Genomic DNA, 18824 nt, shown 5'->3' on the forward strand with positions numbered 1-18824 from the left:
GGTTGCAAGAAATCAAAGATTATTCCTGACCTGTTCAGCCATAAAAACAGGGCGTCCATAGCTGGGCAATAAGATAAAAGTTTGCACCGGATTAATATTAAAAATAAAAAATAAATAGCTGGCGCGGTAACTAATAAAGATATTGGCGCGGCGGTAAATAGTGACGTCAGCGTACAGGCCATTGCCGCCCCGCCAGCCGCCCATGATTTTCTGCCAGGCCTGATGAGCATTATGGTTAAGGTTGCCGGGGCTGATATCGCTCATAGTATGTTGTAACTAAAAACGTTAGAAAAAACGCCCCGCACGGTTTCTCCTGCTGAGCATCCGGCATGCGCCGTTCAGCAGAGGTTTCCTGCGGGGCGTTGGCGCTACTGCGGCGTCACCCGTTCTACCGGCGCATTCTGCTGGCGATCCCATATCACCGTCAGCACTCTTTGCAGCGCGATAAAAGCGAACAGCAGGATGCCGATAGCGATTTTCGTCCACCAGGAGCTGAGCGTACCGTCAAAGTTAATCCAGGTCTGTATCAGCCCCTGAATCAGCACGCCGAACAGCGTGCCGAGCACCGTCCCTACGCCGCCGGAAAGCAGCGTGCCGCCGATCACCACCGAGGCGATGGCGTCCAGCTCCACGCCCAGCCCCGCCAGCGCATAGCCTGCCGAGGTATATAAAGAAAAAACAATGCCCGCCAGCGTCGCCAAAAAGGTAGAGAGCATATAGATTTTCACCGTGGTGGCGCGCGTCGAAACCCCCATCAGCTGCGCCGAATGGCTGTTGCCGCCGATAGCATACACCTGATTGCCGAAACGGGTGCGGTGCGCCAGCAGCATACCCAGCCCTACCACCACCAGCATAATCAGCGCCATCAGGCTGAGCCGCCCGCCGCCCGGCATTTTCCACGCCATTCCGGAGAGCGTGCCGTAAAGGGGATGATCGATAGGTAGCGAACTTTCCGCAATCAGATAGCTACAGCCGCGCAGGAAGAACATGCCCGCCAGGGTGATAATAAAGGCCGGAATTTTCAGCGCATCAATTAGCCAGCCCATCAGCGCGCCGAAGATCGCCCCCGCCAGCAGGATAATGGCAAACGCCAGCCAGGGAGAGAGGTGAAGATCGCCAATCGCTCTGGCGAGAAAAACGCCGGTAAAGGCGATCACCGCGCCGACGGAAAGATCGATGCCGCCGGAAAGAATCACAAAGGTCATACCGACGGCGATAATACCAAGAAAGGCGTTATCGGTGAGGATATTGCCGATCACGCGCGTCGAGGCGAAGCCGGGAAACTGCGACAGGCAAAAGAGATAGCCCGCGACGAATACCAGCAGCGTAATGGCTAAAGGCAAATGACGTTTAAGCATTGCGGCCTCCCCGCTTCAGCAACTGCAGAAAACGCGGCGACTGCAGCAGCAGCACCGCCATTACCACCACCGCTTTTACCACCTGATTCAGCTCCGGCGGAAAACCCGACAGCAGGATGCCGGTATTCATCGCCTGGATAATCAGCGCGCCGAGCAGCGACAGCCAGAGATTAAAACGCCCGCCCATCAACGACGCGCCGCCGATCACTACCGCCAGAATGGCGTCCAGCTCCAGCCACAGCCCGGCATTATTGGCGTCGGCGCCGCGAATATCCGCCGCCACGATCAGCCCCGCTACCGCCGCGCAAAGTCCGCTAATCAGATAGCTGGTCATCACCACCAGCCAGCCGTTAACGCCGGCGTTACGGGCGGCGCGCAGGTTAATGCCCACCGCCTCGATAAACAGCCCCAGCGCGGTTTTACGCGTCAGCAGCCAGACCAGCAGCGCTATCGCTGCGGCAATCCAGACCGGCACCGGCAACAGTGCCAGCGAGCCGCTGCCGATCCAGCCCAGCGCCTCGCTGTTAAAGGTGACGATCTGCCCCTGGGTAATCAGCTGGGCAACGCCGCGCCCCGCCACCATCAGGATCAGCGTGGCGACAAAAGGCTGGATCTTCAGCAGCGCCACGAGGATGCCGTTCCATAATCCGCACAGCAGGCCGCTCGCTAATGTAACCAGGATCACCACCGTCAGGCTGTGGCCCGCCACGGTTAAGGTGGCCGCCGTCGCGCCCGCAATCGCCATGATCGCGCCGACGGAGAGATCGATGCCGCCGGTAGCGATCACCAGCGTCATGCCGATCGCCAGCAGCGCCACCGGCACCGCGCGGTTAAGAATATCGATCGGGCTGCCAAACAGTCGTCCATCCTGTATATGCAGCGCGAAAAAGTTGTGCGCCACCAGGCTGTCGATCAACAGCACCAGCACCAGCGCCGCCAGCTGCGGCATACCGGGCGGAAGTTTACGTCTTTGCACGGGCGGCTTCTCCGGTAATACGTGACTTTCAGGCATGTTGCGCGCCCCCCTGCGCAATGGCGCTGACGATGGCGGCCACCGATAGTTTTTCCAGCGGGATCTCGGCCACCTGCTCCCTGTCGCGCAGGATAATGACCCGATCGGCATAGCCCACCAGCTCTTCCAGCTCTGAAGAGATGACCAGCAGCGCCAGGCCATCGGCGCAGAGCGACTCAATCAGGCGGATAATTTCCGCATGGGCGCCAACGTCGATACCGCGCGTCGGTTCGTCGAGGATAAGAAACTGCGGCCGGGTAACCAGCCAGCGCGACAGCAATACTTTTTGCTGATTGCCGCCGGAAAGCAGCTCGATCGGCTGCTCGGCGTCGGGCGTACGAATGCCGAGCTGGCGGATAAAGCGTTGGGCGATCGCCGTTTGCTCGCGGCGGCTGACAGGGCGCAGCCAGCCCCGCTGCGCCTGCAGGGCGAGGATTATGTTTTCCCGCACCGAGGCGGCGCCGATAATGCCGTCCGTTTTACGATCTTCCGGGCAGAAGCCCATACCAAGGCGGGAAGCCTGCGCCGGCGTGCGAATGCTGCATGGTTTACCGCGTACTATCGCCGTGCCGCTGTCGGCGCGCCGGATGCCGAACAGCACCTCCGCCGTCTCGGTGCGCCCGGAACCCAGCAGCCCGGCCAGCCCTACCGCTTCGCCGGGCCGCACCTGCAGACTGAACGGCGCGATAGCGCCCTTTTTGCTGTAGCCGATAAACTCCACCACCGGCCGGTCGCTTTTCAGCGTTCGGCCCGCACGCTGAAGAGCGGTAGCCATCAGCTCGCGTCCCAGCATCAGCTTAATCAGCTCCAGCTGCGGCAGCGTATGCGCCTCGCGGGTAGCGATATATTGCCCGTTGCGCAGAATGGTAATGCGATCGCATACGCGGTAAACCTGATCGAGAAAATGGGTAACGAAGATCAGGCTCATGCCTTTGGCGCGCAGCTGCCTCATCAGCGTAAACAGCAGCTCAACCTCGCTGGCGTCAAGGCTGGCGGTCGGCTCATCCAGAATCAGCACCTGTGCGGAGAGATCCACCGCGCGGCAGATAGCGATAATCTGCTGCATTGCCACCGAGTAGTGGCCAAGCGGACGGTTAACGTCCAGCGCAAAGCCGTAGCGATTGAGCAGCGCGCGCGCCTGGCGCGCCATCGCTTTACGATCCACCATGCCGAAACGGCGCGGCTCGCGTCCGATAAACAGATTATCCGCCACCGACATATTCGGCAGCAGGTTCACCTCCTGATAGACGGTGCCGATGCCCGCCTGCTGCGCCTGTGCGGTATTGCGCGGCGCAATCGCCTGGCCGTTTAGCCGGATCTCGCCGGCATCGCGCGTATAAACGCCGGTCAGAACCTTAATCAGGGTCGATTTGCCCGCGCCGTTTTCCCCCAGCAGCGCCATGATTTCGCCGCGCCGCAGGCTGAAAGAGACGTTATCCAGCGCCTTAACGCCGGGAAAGAATTTACTGACGCCACGTATATCCAGCAACAGATCGCCAGGTAGGGACATAGTATGCCTCGGTGAGTTACGGCGATGCCGGGCAGTATGCGTTATCGCCTCTGCCCGGCGGGAAACAGGCGTTGACTGATTCAGTAGCCCATATTTTTCTTTTTATCGAGCTCGCTTTGCGCGTCAGCCGGCAGCCAGAGTTTGGTTTCGGTTTTGATCACTTTCGGCGGTACGGTGCCGTTCTGCTTAAATTTTTCCAGCGCGTCAAACGCCGGGCCAGCCATATTTGGCGTCAGTTCTACGTTAGCGTTAGCCTCGCCCGCCAGCATCGCTTTATAGATATCGGGTACGCCATCAATCGAGCCGGTCAAAATATCTTTACCCGGTTTTAATCCCGCCTCTTTAATCGCCTGAATGGCGCCGATAGCCATATCATCATTATGGGCATAGACCATGCAGATATTTTTTCCGTTATTCTCCGCTTTAATAAAACTTTCCATTACTTCTTTGCCTTTGCTGCGGGTAAAGTCGCCAGACTGCGAACGAATAACCTTAATTGTCGGGGTCTGCGCAATTGCCTCAGCAAAGCCCTTTTTGCGATCGATAGCGACGCTGGCGCCGACCGTTCCCTGCAGCTCCACCACGTTACAGGGTTTGCCGTTCATCTGTTTTACCAGCCAGTCGCCAATCAGGCGACCTTCCAGCACGTTATCTGCTGTCACCACCGACATGTAGAGCGAGTTATCTTTTACCACGATGGCGCGATCGAGCAGAAATACCGGAATGCCGGCATCTTTCGCCTCTTCCAGCACCGGCTCCCAGCCGGTCTGCACCACCGGCGCGATAAAAATGGCGTCAACGCCCTGAGCGATAAACGAGCGCACCGCCTTGATCTGGTTTTCCTGCTTCTGCTGGCCGTCGGCAATTTTTAGCGTAATGCCGCGCTTTGCTGCTTCGCTTTTCGCGACGCTGGTTTCCGCCGCACGCCACCCCGATTCGGAGCCAACCTGCGAAAAGCCGACGGTCATGTTTGCCGCCAGCGCGGGAGCGACGAGCACGGCGCTGACCACCGTGGAGAGAAGTAAACGCTTCCACATAATCTTTTTCCTCTGGTGAGAATTTATTATTCAGATAACAACGCGTTTACAGCCTGGCCGATTCAGCTGCAACAGTTTTCGACTTACTTCACAAAATCCAGTTAATTAAATGGCTTACCTGTTTTCAGCCGCAACGCCGGAGCGGGACGATATGGAAAAAACGCCTGAAATCACGCTTCAGAACTGTTAAATAACTGTAATAAAGATAGATGGTTAGCTCAGCCGTCTGCTGGTAGCGATTACAGAGCCGTGTAAACTTTGGTCATCGCGGCTGATAAAAAGGCGCGGCAGGCAAATCATTATTTTGTGATGGCTAGCACACCTCTGCCGGACCAGCATTTTTTGCCGCTCGTTCAGGAAAGCGTGAGCGACGCGGCGCAAAAAATATTTTAATTAGCCAGGCGTAACGGATATTTCGCCACGCCCAGCTTATTGCCAGCCGGCGGCAATAACATTCCGGGCAGAAACATTCTGAGAAACCGCCGTTTCCTTTCAGGAAACCGCACATTGAGCAATAGCAGCCGCGGACGATAAAGTAAAAACAGAATAGCGCTCTATTTTATCAGCCGCAGGCAGCGCTATTTTCTGAATTTTATTATTTTTTATCTGGCAGCATCTGGACAGACGGCGCGGCCTATCTATACTGGGGCGCTAAATCTTCTTTCATTGCTATGATTATTATGACAACGCAAGATTATCTGTTGAAATTTCGCAAAGTAAATACCTCAGAAAGTCTGGAGAAATTATTTGATCATCTCAATTATTCTCTGACTGATGACCAGGAATTAATGAATATGTATCGCGCCGCCGATCACCGTCGCGCCGAGCTGGTTTCCGGCGGCAGGCTGTTTAATTTAGGCGAAGTGCCGAAATCGGTCTGGCGCTACGTGATTTAATTCTGCCTGTTCCCCCTCCCCGCTTTTCCGTATAATGCAGGATCGTCCCTGTCGGGTGCGACTCGCCGGGCTGTTTCCCCTGCCGCACGCCGCCGTTTTTTGCCGTACAAGGAATCGCTATGTCCATAACATCCCCGGAGCCACGCCTCGGCGGCTGGCTGCTGCTGCCGCTTGCCTGGCTTATTTTGACCCTGCTGACCAGCACGCTGGCGCTGGCGATGTACAGCAGCGCGCTATTTAATCCCAGCTGGCGGCATCTGCTCGGCCAGAGCCAGCCGCTACTGATGCAGTGGGGATTATCGCTGGCGACCTCGCTGCTGGTATGGCTCTACAGCGCCTGGGTGACCTGGATATTCTGCCAGCGCTCACGCCGCCTGCCGCGTCACTATATTATCTGGCTACTGCTGACGCTGGCGCTGGCGCTGAAAACTTTCGCCTTTTCGCCGGTCGCCGATGGCGCGGCGGTGCGCTCCCTGCTGATATCGCTGCTGGCCGCCGCCGCGCTGGCGCCCTATTTCCGCCGCTCGCAGCGGGTGAAAGCCACCTTTATCGCCCCCTGAAAGGCGCGAAATGCAGCAGCAATTTAATCATGAGTGCTTTTGGCGTTTTCCAGCGCTGGCGCAACGTTGTGATAGCAGCGGGAATGGCTGATAATAAGCACCTTTTGTAATCCCGGACGAGACCATGACCGATTACCTGCTTCTTTTCATTGGCACCGTGCTGGTGAATAACTTCGTTCTGGTGAAGTTCCTCGGCCTTTGCCCTTTTATGGGGGTTTCCAAAAAGCTGGAAACCGCCATCGGCATGGGCCTGGCGACAACCTTCGTTATTACGCTGGCTTCGATCTGCGCCTGGCTGGTGAATCACCTGATTCTGCTGCCGCTGGATCTGGTTTATCTGCGCACGCTGGCCTATATCCTGGTGATTGCCGTGACCGTGCAGTTTACCGAAATGGTGGTGCGTAAAACCAGTCCGGCGCTTTATCGCCTGCTGGGTATTTTTCTGCCGCTGATTACCACCAACTGCGCCGTGCTGGCGGTGCCGCTGCTGAGCGTTAACCTTAACCATACCTTCTTGCAGGCGGCCCTGTACGGCTTCAGCGCCTCGCTGGGCTTTTCGCTGGTGATGGTGCTGTTCGCCGGTATGCGTGAACGTCTGGTGCTGGCGAATGTTCCGGCCCCGTTTAAAGGTTCTTCTATCGCCCTGATTACCGCCGGCCTGATGGCGCTGGCGTTTATGGGCTTTACCGGTCTGGTGAAATTCTGATGACCGCTATCTGGATAGCTGTTCTTGCCATTAGCGCCCTGAGCCTGATTTTCGGCGGGCTGCTGGGCTATGCCTCACGCCGTTTCAAAGTGGAAGCGGATCCGATTGTCGAACAGATCGACGCTATTTTGCCGCAGAGCCAGTGCGGCCAGTGCGGTTACGCCGGCTGCCGTCCCTACGCTGAGGCGGTGGGCAACAGCGGCGAGGCGATCAATAAATGCGCGCCCGGCGGCGAGCAGACCATGCTGAAGCTGGCCGGGCTGCTTAATATCGAGCCGCAGCCGCTGGACGGCGACGAGAGCGCCAAAGCGCCGGCGCGCACCGTCGCCTGGATCGATGAGGCCAACTGCATCGGCTGCACCAAGTGTATTCAGGCCTGTCCGGTGGATGCCATCGTCGGCGCCACGCGCGCCATGCATACCGTACTGAGCGACGTCTGTACCGGCTGCGATCTCTGCGTTGCGCCCTGCCCAACCGACTGTATTGAAATGCGCCCGGTAGCCACCACCACGGCCAACTGGAAATGGGATCTGCATACGATCCCGGTTCGGGTCATTCCTGTGGAAAACCATGCTTAATCTTCTGAAACTCTTTCGTAAAGATAAGATTTGGGATTTCGACGGCGGCATTCATCCGCCGGAAATGAAAACCCAGTCCAGCGGCGCGCCGCTGCGCCGGCTGCCGCTGGCGGATCGCTTTATCATCCCGCTGAAACAGCATATCGGCAACGAAGGCGAGCTCTGCGTTCAGCCCGGCGATCGGGTGCTGCGCGGACAGCCGCTTACCTTCGGCTACGGGCGTATGCTGCCGGTACACGCGCCTACCTCCGGCACGGTAGAGGCTATTGCGCCGCATATTACCGCCCACCCGTCCGGCCTGCCGGAGATGTCGGTGATTATTCGCCCCGACGGCGAAGATCGCTGGATTGAACGCCAGGGCGTGAGCGACTATCGGCAGTTGACGCGCGAAGAGACGATCGGGCGAATTCATCAGGCGGGCGTAGCGGGCCTTGGCGGCGCGGGTTTTCCCACCGCAACCAAACTGAAAGGCGGGCTGAACCTCACGCGCACGCTGATTATCAACGCCGCCGAATGCGAGCCCTATATCACCGCCGACGATCGGCTGATGCAGGAGTGCGCCGACGAGGTGATCGCCGGCAGCCGCATTCTCGCCTGGGTGCTGCAGGCGGAGCGCGTGCTGATCGGCATCGAAGATAATAAGCCGGAGGCGATCGCCGCGCTGCAGCGGGCGCTGGCCGGTACTAATGACCTGCAGCTGCGGGTTATCCCCACGAAATATCCCTCCGGCGGCGCAAAACAGCTGACGAAAATTCTTACCGGCAAAGAGGTGCCGCACGGCGGACGCTCGTCCGATATCGGCGTACTGATGCAGAACGTCGGCACCGCTTATGCGGTAAAACGGGCGATTATCGACGGCGAGCCGCTGACCGAGCGCGTGGTCACCCTGACCGGCGAAGCCATCGCCACGCCCGGCAACGTTTGGGGGCGCCTCGGTACGCCGGTTAGCCATCTGCTTCAGCAGGCTGGTTTCCAGCCGCAGCCGCAGCCGATGGTGATTATGGGCGGCCCGCTGATGGGCTTTACTCTGCCCGCGCTGGACGTGCCGGTAGTGAAAATCACTAACTGCCTGCTGGCGCCGTCGCCGGGCGAAATGGGCGAGCCGCAGCCGGAGCTCTCCTGTATTCGCTGCAGCGCCTGCGCCGATGCCTGCCCGGCGAACCTGCTGCCTCAACAGCTTTACTGGTACAGCCAGGGCGCCGACCATGACAAGGCGCGCGCTTACCATATTGATGACTGCATTGAATGCGGCGCCTGCGCCTGGGTTTGCCCCAGCAATATTCCGCTGGTGCAGTATTATCGCCAGGAAAAAGCCGAGCTGCGCGCTATCGATCTGGAAGCGAAGCGCACCGCCGAAGCGAAGGCGCGCTTTGAAGCGCGTCAGGCACGTCTGGAGCGCGAAAAGCTGGCGCGTGAGGCGCGTCATGCTCAGGCGAAACGCAAAGTCAGCGCCAGCGAACAGAATGAAATTACCGCCGCGCTGGAGCGGGTGAAGGCGAAACAGGCCGCCGCGCCGGTTGAGGTCAAAGCGGGCGCCGTGCCGGATAACGCCGCCGTAATCGCCCAACGCGAAGCGCGTAAAGCGATGGCGCGCGCCCGTCAGGCGGAAAAACGGGCGGAAAGCGCCGGCCCGCAATCTGCCGACGCCGCGGAAGACCCGCGCAAAGCGGCGGTTGCGGCGGCTATCGCTCGTGCCAAAGCGAAAAAGGCGCAGCAGACATCCGCTGAACCGGTTGAAGCCGCCGGCGAACCATTATCTGCCGATGCGCCGGTCGATGCGCGCAAAGCGGCAGTACAGGCGGCCATCGCCCGCGCCAAAGCGAAAAAGGCGCAGCAGGCGACGGCGGAAAAACAGCAGGCTGAAGCTAACGCGGCCGCGGAAAACCACAGCGTGCCGGCGACGGCGGCGACCGCTCCGGAAACGCCGGCGATAAGCGCAGACGAGCCGGTCGATGCGCGTAAAGCGGCAGTACAGGCGGCTATCGCCCGCGCTAAAGCGAAAAAAGCAGCACAACACCAGGCGGCGCAACCTGCTGAAGCGGATACGGAAGATCGCCGTAAAGCTGCGGTAGCGGCCGCCGTTGCGCGCGCTAAGGCGCGTAAAGCACAGCAGCAGAACAGCTTAGAGGAATAAATGGCTTTTCGTATTGCAAGTTCTCCTTATACCCATAACCATCGGGCCACCAGCCGCATCATGATGCTGGTGCTGCTGGCGGCGATTCCCGGCATGGCGGCCCAGTGGTATTTCTTCGGCTATGGCAATCTGATTCAGGTGGTGCTGGCGGCGCTGACCGCATGGAGCGCCGAGGCGGCGATTTTGTATTTGCGCAAGCAGCCGATCCTGACTAACCTCGGCGATCACTCGGCGTTGCTTACCGCCCTGCTGCTTGGCATCAGCCTGCCGCCGCTGGCGCCCTGGTGGCTGGTGGTAATTGGCACCGCCTTCGCCATTATCATTGCCAAACAGCTGTATGGCGGCCTGGGTCAGAATCCGTTTAATCCGGCGATGATCGGCTATGTGGTGCTGCTGATCTCGTTCCCGGTACAGATGACCAGCTGGCTGCCGCCGCAGGCGCTGCAGGCGGTAACGCCGGGCCTGCTGGATTCGCTGAGCATGATCTTTAGCCATCACACGCTGGCGGGTGAAACCATGCAGCAGCTACAGCTGGGCGTTGACGGCGTCAGCCAGGCGACGCCGCTCGATACCTTTAAAACCGGACTGCGCGCCGGTCACAGCGCGGAACAGCTGCTGGCGCAGCCGATTTTCGGCGGCGCTATCGCCGGTATCGGCTGGCAGTGGGTTAATATCGGCTTCCTTCTGGGCGGGCTGTTTCTGCTGCTGAAAAAAGCGATTCGCTGGCATATTCCGGTCAGTTTCCTGCTTTCGCTGGCGTTCTGCGCCACCCTGGGCTGGATTTTATCTCCGGGCACGCTCGCCTCGCCGCTGATTCACCTTTTTTCCGGCGCAACCATGCTCGGCGCATTTTTTATCGCCACCGACCCGATTACCGCCTCCACCACCAATAAGGGGCGGCTGATTTTCGGTGCGCTGATCGGCCTGCTGGTGTGGCTGATTCGCAGCTTCGGCGGCTACCCGGACGGCGTCGCCTTTGCGGTACTGCTGGCGAATATCTGCGTACCGCTGATCGATTATTACACGCAGCCGCGCGTTTACGGCCATCGCAAGGAGTAAGCCATGCTGGATACCATTCGTAAAAATGGCGTAACGCTGGCGCTGTTTGCCGCGGTAACCACCGGTCTGACGGCGGTTATCAACACGGTCACCAAACCGACCATTGCACACCAGACATCGGTGCAGCAGAAGCTGCTGCTGGACCAGGTAGTACCGCCTGAACTGTACGACAACGTGATGCAAAAAGAGTGTTACGTTGTCACGGATAGTCGGTTGGGGAACGATAAACCGCATCGTCTTTATATTGCGCGTAAGGAGAATCAGCCGGTAGCGGCAGCGCTTGAGACTACCGCGCCTGACGGCTATTCTGGCGCTATTCAAATGCTGGTAGGCGCCGATTTTCAGGGTAAAGTGCTGGGCGTGCGCGTGGTAGAACATCACGAAACGCCAGGGCTGGGCGATAAGATTGAACTGCGTATTTCCGACTGGATCACCCATTTCAGCGGGGTACAGCTGCACGGCGCGAATGATAACCGCTTTGCAGTGAAAAAAGATGGCGGCGATTTCGACCAGTTTACCGGGGCGACGATTACGCCGCGCGCGGTGGTTAACGCGGCCAAACGCACCACCTTACTGATCGCAACGCTGCCGAAGAAACTCTCTTCGCTACCCGACTGTGGAGATGCTAATGAGTGAAGCTAAGAATTTATTGATCGGCGGGCTGTGGAAAAACAACTCCGCGCTGGTGCAGCTGCTGGGCCTTTGCCCGCTGCTGGCCGTAACCTCTACCGCCACCAACGCGCTCGGCCTCGGCCTGGCAACCACGCTGGTGCTGACCATCACCAACAGCGCTATCTCCGCCTCGCGTCGCTGGGTGCCATCGGAAATCCGTATTCCCATTTACGTAATGATTATCGCGTCGGTGGTCAGCTGCGTGCAGATGTTGATTAACGCCTACGCTTACGGGCTTTATCAGTCGCTGGGGATTTTTATCCCGCTGATCGTAACCAACTGCATTGTGGTGGGACGCGCCGAGGCGGTGGCTTCCAAAAGCAGCATTCCCCTTTCCGCCCTTGACGGTTTTGCCATCGGCATGGGCGCGACCAGCGCCATGTTCGTGCTGGGATCGATGCGTGAGATTATCGGCAACGGCACTATTTTTAACGGCGCCGATCAGCTGCTGGGCCCCTGGGCCAAAGTGCTGCGGGTGGAAGTGGTACATTTTGATGCCCCAATGCTGCTGGCCATGCTGCCGCCGGGCGCATTTATCGGCCTCGGCATGATGCTGGCGGCGAAATATATTCTCGATCAACGGCTGAAGGCGCGCGCTGCGGCCCGACGCGATCTGCCACAGGGACAAACCGGGAAAGCGGTGTGAATAAAGAGAAGCGATACGAAATCCTGTCACGTTTGCGGGCTAATAACCCGCACCCCACTACCGAGCTTAATTTCAGTTCGCCGTTTGAGCTGCTGATTGCCGTTTTGCTCTCGGCGCAGGCTACCGACGTCAGCGTCAATAAAGCGACCGCCAGGCTCTACCCGGTCGCTAATACGCCCGCCGCGATGCTGGAGCTCGGCGTGGAAGGGGTGAAGGAATATATTAAGACCATCGGCCTGTATAACAGCAAGGCGGAGAACGTTATCAAAACCTGTCGCATCCTGCTGGAGCAGCATCAGGGAGAAGTACCGGAAGATCGCGCTGCGCTGGAGGCGCTGCCCGGCGTCGGGCGCAAAACCGCCAATGTGGTGCTGAACACCGCTTTCGGCTGGCCGACCATTGCCGTTGATACCCATATTTTCCGCGTCTGCAATCGTACCAACTTTGCGCCGGGCAAAAATGTAGAGCAGGTAGAAGAGAAGCTGCTGAAAGTCGTGCCGGCAGAGTTCAAAGTTGACTGCCATCACTGGCTAATCCTGCACGGCCGCTACACCTGTATCGCGCGCAAACCGCGCTGCGGCTCCTGTTTGATTGAAGATCTCTGCGAATATAAAGAGAAAGTCGAGCTTTGATCTTTCCGTTGCGCTGGCCGACGCGGTTACATAGCGGCCGCGGCACGCCAGAGCGGGCGTTCTGCGGTACGATTTATCGCCATTCGGCGCGCTATGTCAGCAGGCCGGCGGCGCGCATTTCACCGCCCGGACAATGATTCCCCAAAAAATAATTTTCATGGCAATGATTAACAATCTTTCCATCCCACCACGGTTCGTGTAACGCCTGCGCCCGCGTCGACTTAACAAAACCTTTACCGCAATGGCCGCTATTCAATGCCGTTACGCGTCCGAATGACCATAACCAGTTATTTTTCCGCTTAAATTATTGTTTTAAAGCGTGATGCTGCTCACGTCATGCCGTCAGGCAGCTACCACGCCGGTGCAAGCCGTTATAAATCCTGAATAAAGCGCGGTTATCGCGCATTATTTAGTCATTTATTCTGCATTATTGGTCAAATAATCAAAGTGATATCACTGAACAAACAAATAGTAGATTATTGTACTTTTAAGGTATTTAAAGAATTTAAAGCGGCATATTATTCTGATAAAAATTTACCCCACGATACTTAACACCATTTAACAGAGGCGACTATTAATTTTAACCCTATAACTTTCACGAACTTCAGCAAATAAAAAAACGCTTGCCACTCGTGACGGGATAAGCGAAATTAATCGCCGTTTTTTCCGATTTTATTACAGAACCGTGCGCGGGTTTCGCCTGTGACGTGGTCTTATTTCCTGGTGAAAATCAGGTTGAAACAACAGAGGTAACAGTGTCAACAGCAAACAAACACACTGATGAGGCGGTAAGCCTCAATGCGTTCAGACAGCCTAAAGCGTTCTATTTGATTTTTTCAATCGAACTTTGGGAGCGTTTCGGCTATTACGGCCTGCAGGCCATTATGGCGGTCTACCTGGTTAAACAGCTGGGTATGTCTGAAGCGGACTCCATTACGCTTTTCTCCTCCTTCAGCGCGCTGGTTTATGGTCTGACGGCCATCGGCGGCTGGCTGGGCGATAAAGTGCTGGGCACCAAACGCGTGATTATTCTCGGCGCGCTGGTGCTCTGCGTCGGCTACGGCCTGATCGCCTGGTCCGGGCACAACGTTTCCATCGTCTATATCGGCATGGCGACTATCGCCATGGGTAGCGGGTTGTTTAAGGCCAACCCAGGCTCGCTGCTCTCTACCTGCTACGACAAAGACGATCCGCGTATCGACGGCGCGTTCACCATGTTCTACATGTCGATCAACGTCGGCTCGCTGATCTCAATGATGCTGACGCCGTGGCTGGCGGCCAAATATGGCTGGAGCGTCGCCTTCTCGCTGTCGGTTGTCGGCATGGCGATTACGGTGATTAACTTCCTGCTCTGCCAGAAAATGGTGAAAGATTACGGTTCTAAACCCGATTTCGCCCCGCTGCAGGCCGGCAAGCTGCTGGCGACTATCGTTGGCGTAGTGGTGCTGATCGCCATCGCCACCTGGCTGCTGCATCATCAGGATATCGCGCGCATCGTGCTGGGCGTGATCGCGCTGGGCATCGTGGTGGTGTTCGCCAAAGAGACCTTTACGCTGCAGGGCGCGGCGCGGCGCAAAATGATCGTCGCCTTCCTGCTGATGGTAGAAGCGATTGTTTTCTTCGTGCTCTACATGCAGATGCCGACCTCGCTGAACTTCTTTGCGATTCGCAACGTTGAGCACACTATCTTCGGCATCGCCTTCGAACCTGAGCAGTACCAGGCGCTGAACCCGTTCTGGATTATGGTCGCCAGCCCGATTCTGGCCGCGGTCTATAACAAACTGGGCGATCGCCTGCCGATGCCCCACAAGTTCGCTATCGGCATGGTGCTCTGCTCCATCGCCTTCCTGGTGCTGCCGCTGGGCGCGAAATTCGCTAACGAACTGGGCATCGTGCCGGTAAGCTGGCTGATCCTGAGCTATGCGCTGCAGAGCGTCGGCGAGCTGATGATCTCAGGCCTTGGCCTGGCGATGGTAGCGCAGCTGGTGCCGCAGCGTCTGATGGGCTTTATTATGGGCTCCTGGTTCCTGACCACCGCCGGCGCCGCGATGATTGCCGGTAAAGTAGCTAACCTGATGGCCGTACCGGAAAACGTGACCGATCCGCTGGAATCGCTGCATACCTACAGCGAAGTGTTCCAGCAGATTGGGATCGTTACCGCGGTAATTGCGGTGCTGATGCTGCTGACCGCGCCGCTGCTTAACCGCATGACGGTGGATCACGAAGCGATAGCGAAACAGGCTGCCGAAAGCCACAGCTAAGCCAGACTGTATTGCTGAGAAAGCCGTCCCTGCGACGGCTTTTTTATTGGCGCCCCGCGCTGACATTTGCCGCGGTCCGCAGTAGGATGGCTCTTATCCCCATGCAAACAAGGAGCATTGTATGAAACTGTTCAGCAAACCAGGAGCCTGTTCCCTCTCTCCCCATATTATCCTGCGCGAGTGCGGCTTCGATTTCACCCAGGTCAATGTCGATCTGGCGACGAAAAAAACGGAGCGCGGCGAAGACTATTTGCAGATCAATCCCAAGGGCCAGGTGCCGGCGCTGCAGCTGGACGATGGCACGCTGCTGACCGAAGGGGTGGCGATTGTACAATACCTGGCCGATCAGAAACCCGATCGCCAGCTGCTGGCGCCCACCGGCAGCCTGACGCGCTATCACACGCTGGAGTGGCTGAGCTATATCTCTACCGAGCTGCACAAGGGCTTTATTCCGCTGTTCCGTCCCGATACGCCGGAAAATTATAAAACGCAGCAGCGCGAGCAGCTGACGGCGAAATTCCGCTATGTAGATGAGGCGCTGCGCGACAGGCAGTGGCTGAGCGGAACCCGCTTTAGCGTGGCGGATGCCTATTTGTTCGTGGTGGCGCGCTGGGCGAAGCTGGTACAGCTGGATCTCAGCGCTTTTCAGGCGCTGGCGGCGTGGCAGGCGCGCGTGGCGGAACGTCCGGCGGTTATCGCCGCGCTGAAGGCGGAGGGGCTTTCCTGATACGCAACGGGGCGCCTGCGCGTCCCGTTTGTTGCTTCCCCGACGCTTAAAGTCTTTCCGCGGCGAAATGATGCTGCGGCTGAACGAGCAGATCCTGCGCCGCCACCAGCTGTAGCTCATACTCGCCCATTTCGTGGGTTTTCAGCATAACTTCATAGACCGCGGCGGTAATATGTTCCAGCGCCGGCTTCAGCGCTTCGCCCTTTAGCAGGTTTACCAGCAGCAGGCCGCTGGTTAAGTCGCCCACGCCTACCGGCTGACGCACGCCGAAATCTACCAGCGGACGGCTGATATGCCAGGCTTCCTGCGCGGTAACCAGCAGCATTTCAAAGCGATCGCTGCGGCGCCCGGCGCGCGCCAGATGTTTTACCAGCACAATCTTCGGCCCCTGCGCGATCAGCTTACGTGACGCCGTCACGGCTTCTTCAACGTTCGCCACGCTGCCGCCGCTCAGCATCTCCAGCTCCAGCAGATTCGGCGCAATAATATCGCTGGCCGGCAGCGCAGCTTTACAGTGAAATTCCGCCACGCCCGGCGCCACGATACAGCCCTTTTCCGGATGTCCCATGACCGGATCGCAGAAATACCAGGCATCGGGATTTGCCGCTTTAACCTGACGAACGATCTGCAGAATCTGCTCGCCCTGTTCGGCGGAGCCCAGATAGCCGCTCAGTACCGCGTCACAGGTTTTTAGCCGGTCGATATTGGCGATGCCCTTTACAATATCGCTCAGATGCTCCGCCGGCATTACCGTTCCGGTCCAGTGTCCATATTGCGTATGGTTGGAAAACTGGACGGTATTGAGCGGCCAGACGTTGGCCCCCATGCGGCGCATGGGAAATTCCGCCGCGCTGTTGCCGGCGTGGCCAAAAACGACATGAGATTGAATAGCGAGAATGTTTTTCATAGTTGAGCCTGTGAAACCTTACCAAAAAATAAGGCCGGTAGAACCGGCCTTCAGAACACGTTTTATTGCCAGCATACCAGGCAGTAATGTTTTTTACCGCGACGCAGCAGCGTAAAGCGATTGAATAACTTATCGCTGGCGCTGAAGCGATATTCGGCATCGGACTGTTTTTCGCCGTTAACCGTTACCGCATTGGAATTAATCATGGTGCGCGCCTGACCGCGCGACGGCACCAGCTCTGCCGTCACCAGCGCCTGCTGCAGATCGGCGTCGGCATCCAGCGTAATGGTTGGCATGCCGTCCTGCGCCAGCTGTTCGAAATCCGCTTCGGTCATATCGCTCAGGCTGCCGGAGAACAGGCTCTGGGTAATACGCTGCGCCGCCGTCAGCCCCGCTTCGCCATGTACCAGACGCGTTACCTGCTCAGCCAACACATACTGTGCACGCGGCGCCTTACCGCTGTTTTTATCTTCCTCTTCCAGCGCATCGATCTCTTCAATGCTCATAAAGGTAAAGAACTTCAGGAAGCGGTAAACGTCCGCATCGGCGGTGTTGATCCAGAACTGATAGAATTTATAGGGGCTGGTTTTCTTCGCATCCAGCCAGACCGCGCCGCCTTCGGTTTTACCGAATTTGGTGCCGTCAGATTTAGTGATCAATGGCACGGTCAGGCCGAATACCTGGTTCTGATGCAGACGGCGCGTCAGATCGATGCCGGAAGTAATGTTGCCCCACTGATCGGAACCGCCGATCTGCAACGCCACGCCGTAGCGCTCGTTCAGACAGGCAAAGTCGTAGCCCTGCAGCAGGTTATAGGAGAACTCGGTAAAGGAGATGCCCTGATCTTCACGGTTCAGGCGCTGTTTTACCGCTTCTTTGTTAATCATCTGATTAACAGAGAAGTGTTTGCCGATATCGCGCAGGAAGGTCAGCACGTTCATACTGCCGAACCAGTCATAGTTATTTGCCGCAATCGCGCTGTTGTCGCCACAGTCGAAATCGAGGAACGGCGCTACCTGTTGGCGGATCTTTTCTACCCACTCGTTCACCGTCTCGGTGGTGTTCAGCTTGCGCTCAGCCGCTTTAAAGCTCGGATCGCCGATCAGGCCCGTGGCGCCGCCCACCAGCGCAACCGGCTTATGTCCCGCATCCTGGAAACGTTTCAGACAAAGCAAAGGCACCAGATGGCCCAAATGCAAGCTGTCCGCGGTGGGATCGAAGCCGCAATAGAGAGCGATCGGCCCCTGCGCCAGTCTCTCTGCTAACGCTTCCTCGTCCGTTACCTGGGCGATCAGGCCCCGCTCTTGCAATTGTTTAATCAGGTTACTGCTGGTCATTAATGACTCCATGTTGTCACGACTGCACCTATGCTGGTACACAGCTTTCCGCTGAGGTGCGGAGAAATGAAGGCGTATAGAATAAAGCGGCGCCGCCGCCAGCGCCAGCGCCACAGCGGATATTTAATTGATTCAGGGCGCCAGACGATCGATTTTCCAGCCCTCGCCTTCACGCTGATAAAAGAAGCGATCGTGCAGCCGGTGCGCGCCGCCCTGCCAGAACTCCATCGCTTCAATATGCACGCGGAAACCGCCCCAGAAGCTCGGCAGCGGCACTTCGCCCTGGCTGAATTTCTGCTTCAGCTCCAGGAATTTACCTTCCAGCACGCCGCGCGCTGAGATGCGGCTCGACTGCTGCGATACCCAGGCGCCGATTTGGCTGTCGCGCGGGCGGCTGTGGAAATATTTCATTACCTCCAGCATCGAAAGCTTTTCCGCCCGCCCCAGCACCATTACCTGGCGCTCAAGAAAGTGCCACGGGAAATGCAGGCTGACGCGCGGGTTAGCGGCCAGCTGCTGCGCCTTACGGCTGCCAAGGTTGGTGTAAAATACCAGTCCGCGCTCGTCATAGTGCTTCAGCAGTACGATGCGCTGCCAGGGCTGGCCATGTTCATCCGCCGTCGCCACGCACATCGCGGTAGGATCGGGCAGCTGGGCTTCGCACGCCTGGCGCAGCCACTGCTCAAACAGTTCCAGCGGCTGCTCAGGCAGATCTTTACGGCGCAGGCCGCCGCGGGTGTATTCACGCCGCAGATGGGCGATTTGTTGCAACGTTTCTTCTTCATTCATAAC

The 18824-nt window shown here is 57.8% G+C and carries 18 protein-coding genes; 11 read left to right on the forward strand and 7 right to left on the reverse strand.

The genetic code is table 11. The features are described from left to right. Positions 1 to 368: 368 nt before the first annotated feature. The 4 genes from yjfF to ytfQ form a co-directional block, all read right to left on the reverse strand. Positions 369 to 1358, reverse strand: coding sequence for a galactofuranose ABC transporter, permease protein YjfF (yjfF, locus tag FKM52_RS00355; RefSeq protein WP_141174222.1), 990 nt, complete (start codon positions 1356 to 1358; stop codon positions 369 to 371). Beyond that, a complete protein-coding gene (gene ytfT, locus FKM52_RS00360) occupies positions 1351 to 2370 on the reverse strand; it encodes a galactofuranose ABC transporter, ATP-binding protein YtfT (protein ID WP_141174223.1) in 1020 nt (339 codons plus the stop codon). Before ytfT ends, yjfF begins: the two co-directional genes overlap by 8 nt. Beyond that, positions 2363 to 3880 carry a galactofuranose ABC transporter, ATP-binding protein YtfR gene (ytfR, locus tag FKM52_RS00365; protein ID WP_141174224.1) on the reverse strand — a complete coding sequence of 506 codons (1518 nt, stop codon included), beginning with the start codon at positions 3878 to 3880 and terminating at the stop codon, positions 2363 to 2365. The genes ytfT and ytfR overlap by 8 nt, the downstream gene beginning before the upstream one ends. A gap of 80 nt (positions 3881 to 3960) precedes the next feature. Further along, a complete protein-coding gene (ytfQ, locus tag FKM52_RS00370; protein ID WP_141174225.1) occupies positions 3961 to 4917 on the reverse strand; it encodes a galactofuranose ABC transporter, galactofuranose-binding protein YtfQ in 957 nt (318 codons plus the stop codon). A 680-nt stretch (positions 4918 to 5597) separates the two neighbouring features. Between ytfQ and ydgT the strand changes: the two genes are divergently transcribed. The 11 genes from ydgT to gstA all read left to right on the forward strand — a co-directional run bounded on the left by ydgT (position 5598) and on the right by gstA (position 15788). Next, the gene (gene ydgT, locus FKM52_RS00375; RefSeq protein WP_141174226.1) at positions 5598 to 5813 is read left to right on the forward strand and encodes a transcription modulator YdgT; all 216 of its coding nucleotides are present in this window, start codon (positions 5598 to 5600) and stop codon (positions 5811 to 5813) included. Between the two features lie 119 nt (positions 5814 to 5932). After that, positions 5933 to 6373: a DUF2569 domain-containing protein gene (locus FKM52_RS00380; protein ID WP_141174227.1), complete on the forward strand. Its 441-nt coding sequence runs from the start codon at positions 5933 to 5935 to the stop codon at positions 6371 to 6373. Positions 6374 to 6497: 124 nt separating this feature from the next. Then, positions 6498 to 7079: an electron transport complex subunit RsxA gene (gene rsxA / locus FKM52_RS00385; RefSeq protein WP_141174228.1), complete on the forward strand. Its 582-nt coding sequence runs from the start codon at positions 6498 to 6500 to the stop codon at positions 7077 to 7079. Continuing rightward, positions 7079 to 7657, forward strand: a complete 579-nt coding sequence (rsxB, locus tag FKM52_RS00390) for an electron transport complex subunit RsxB (RefSeq protein WP_141174229.1) — start codon at positions 7079 to 7081, stop codon at positions 7655 to 7657. The genes rsxA and rsxB overlap by 1 nt, the downstream gene beginning before the upstream one ends. Beyond that, on the forward strand, positions 7650 to 9791 hold the full coding sequence (gene rsxC, locus FKM52_RS00395) for an electron transport complex subunit RsxC (protein ID WP_141174230.1): 2142 nt from the start codon (positions 7650 to 7652) through the stop codon (positions 9789 to 9791). Before rsxB ends, rsxC begins: the two co-directional genes overlap by 8 nt. Then, positions 9792 to 10850 (forward strand): electron transport complex subunit RsxD, encoded by a 1059-nt coding sequence (gene rsxD, locus FKM52_RS00400; RefSeq protein ID WP_141174231.1) that lies wholly within the window; start codon positions 9792 to 9794, stop codon positions 10848 to 10850. 3 nt (positions 10851 to 10853) lie between these two features. Then, on the forward strand, positions 10854 to 11486 hold the full coding sequence (gene rsxG / locus FKM52_RS00405; protein ID WP_141174232.1) for an electron transport complex subunit RsxG: 633 nt from the start codon (positions 10854 to 10856) through the stop codon (positions 11484 to 11486). Further along, positions 11479 to 12168, forward strand: coding sequence for an electron transport complex subunit E (locus tag FKM52_RS00410; RefSeq protein WP_141174233.1), 690 nt, complete (start codon positions 11479 to 11481; stop codon positions 12166 to 12168). The genes rsxG and FKM52_RS00410 overlap by 8 nt, the downstream gene beginning before the upstream one ends. Next, positions 12165 to 12800 carry an endonuclease III gene (gene nth / locus FKM52_RS00415; RefSeq protein ID WP_141174234.1) on the forward strand — a complete coding sequence of 212 codons (636 nt, stop codon included), beginning with the start codon at positions 12165 to 12167 and terminating at the stop codon, positions 12798 to 12800. Before FKM52_RS00410 ends, nth begins: the two co-directional genes overlap by 4 nt. A 755-nt stretch (positions 12801 to 13555) precedes the next feature. Then, positions 13556 to 15061, forward strand: a complete 1506-nt coding sequence (gene dtpA / locus FKM52_RS00420; RefSeq protein WP_141174235.1) for a dipeptide/tripeptide permease DtpA — start codon at positions 13556 to 13558, stop codon at positions 15059 to 15061. Between the two features lie 121 nt (positions 15062 to 15182). Beyond that, a complete protein-coding gene (gstA, locus tag FKM52_RS00425) occupies positions 15183 to 15788 on the forward strand; it encodes a glutathione transferase GstA (protein ID WP_141174236.1) in 606 nt (201 codons plus the stop codon). A gap of 46 nt (positions 15789 to 15834) precedes the next feature. On the opposite strand, the gene pdxY is transcribed toward gstA, so the two are convergent. The 3 genes from pdxY to pdxH all read right to left on the reverse strand — a co-directional run bounded on the left by pdxY (position 15835) and on the right by pdxH (position 18821). Next, the gene (gene pdxY, locus FKM52_RS00430) at positions 15835 to 16695 is read right to left on the reverse strand and encodes a pyridoxal kinase PdxY (RefSeq protein WP_141174237.1); all 861 of its coding nucleotides are present in this window, start codon (positions 16693 to 16695) and stop codon (positions 15835 to 15837) included. A gap of 62 nt (positions 16696 to 16757) precedes the next feature. Beyond that, positions 16758 to 18032 (reverse strand): tyrosine--tRNA ligase, encoded by a 1275-nt coding sequence (tyrS, locus tag FKM52_RS00435; protein ID WP_141174238.1) that lies wholly within the window; start codon positions 18030 to 18032, stop codon positions 16758 to 16760. 132 nt (positions 18033 to 18164) lie between these two features. Beyond that, positions 18165 to 18821, reverse strand: a complete 657-nt coding sequence (gene pdxH, locus FKM52_RS00440) for a pyridoxamine 5'-phosphate oxidase (RefSeq protein WP_141174239.1) — start codon at positions 18819 to 18821, stop codon at positions 18165 to 18167. Between the last annotated feature and the right edge of the window lie 3 nt (positions 18822 to 18824).

This window comes from Mixta tenebrionis (genome assembly GCF_006517625.1).
Classification (GTDB): domain Bacteria; phylum Pseudomonadota; class Gammaproteobacteria; order Enterobacterales; family Enterobacteriaceae; genus Mixta; species Mixta tenebrionis.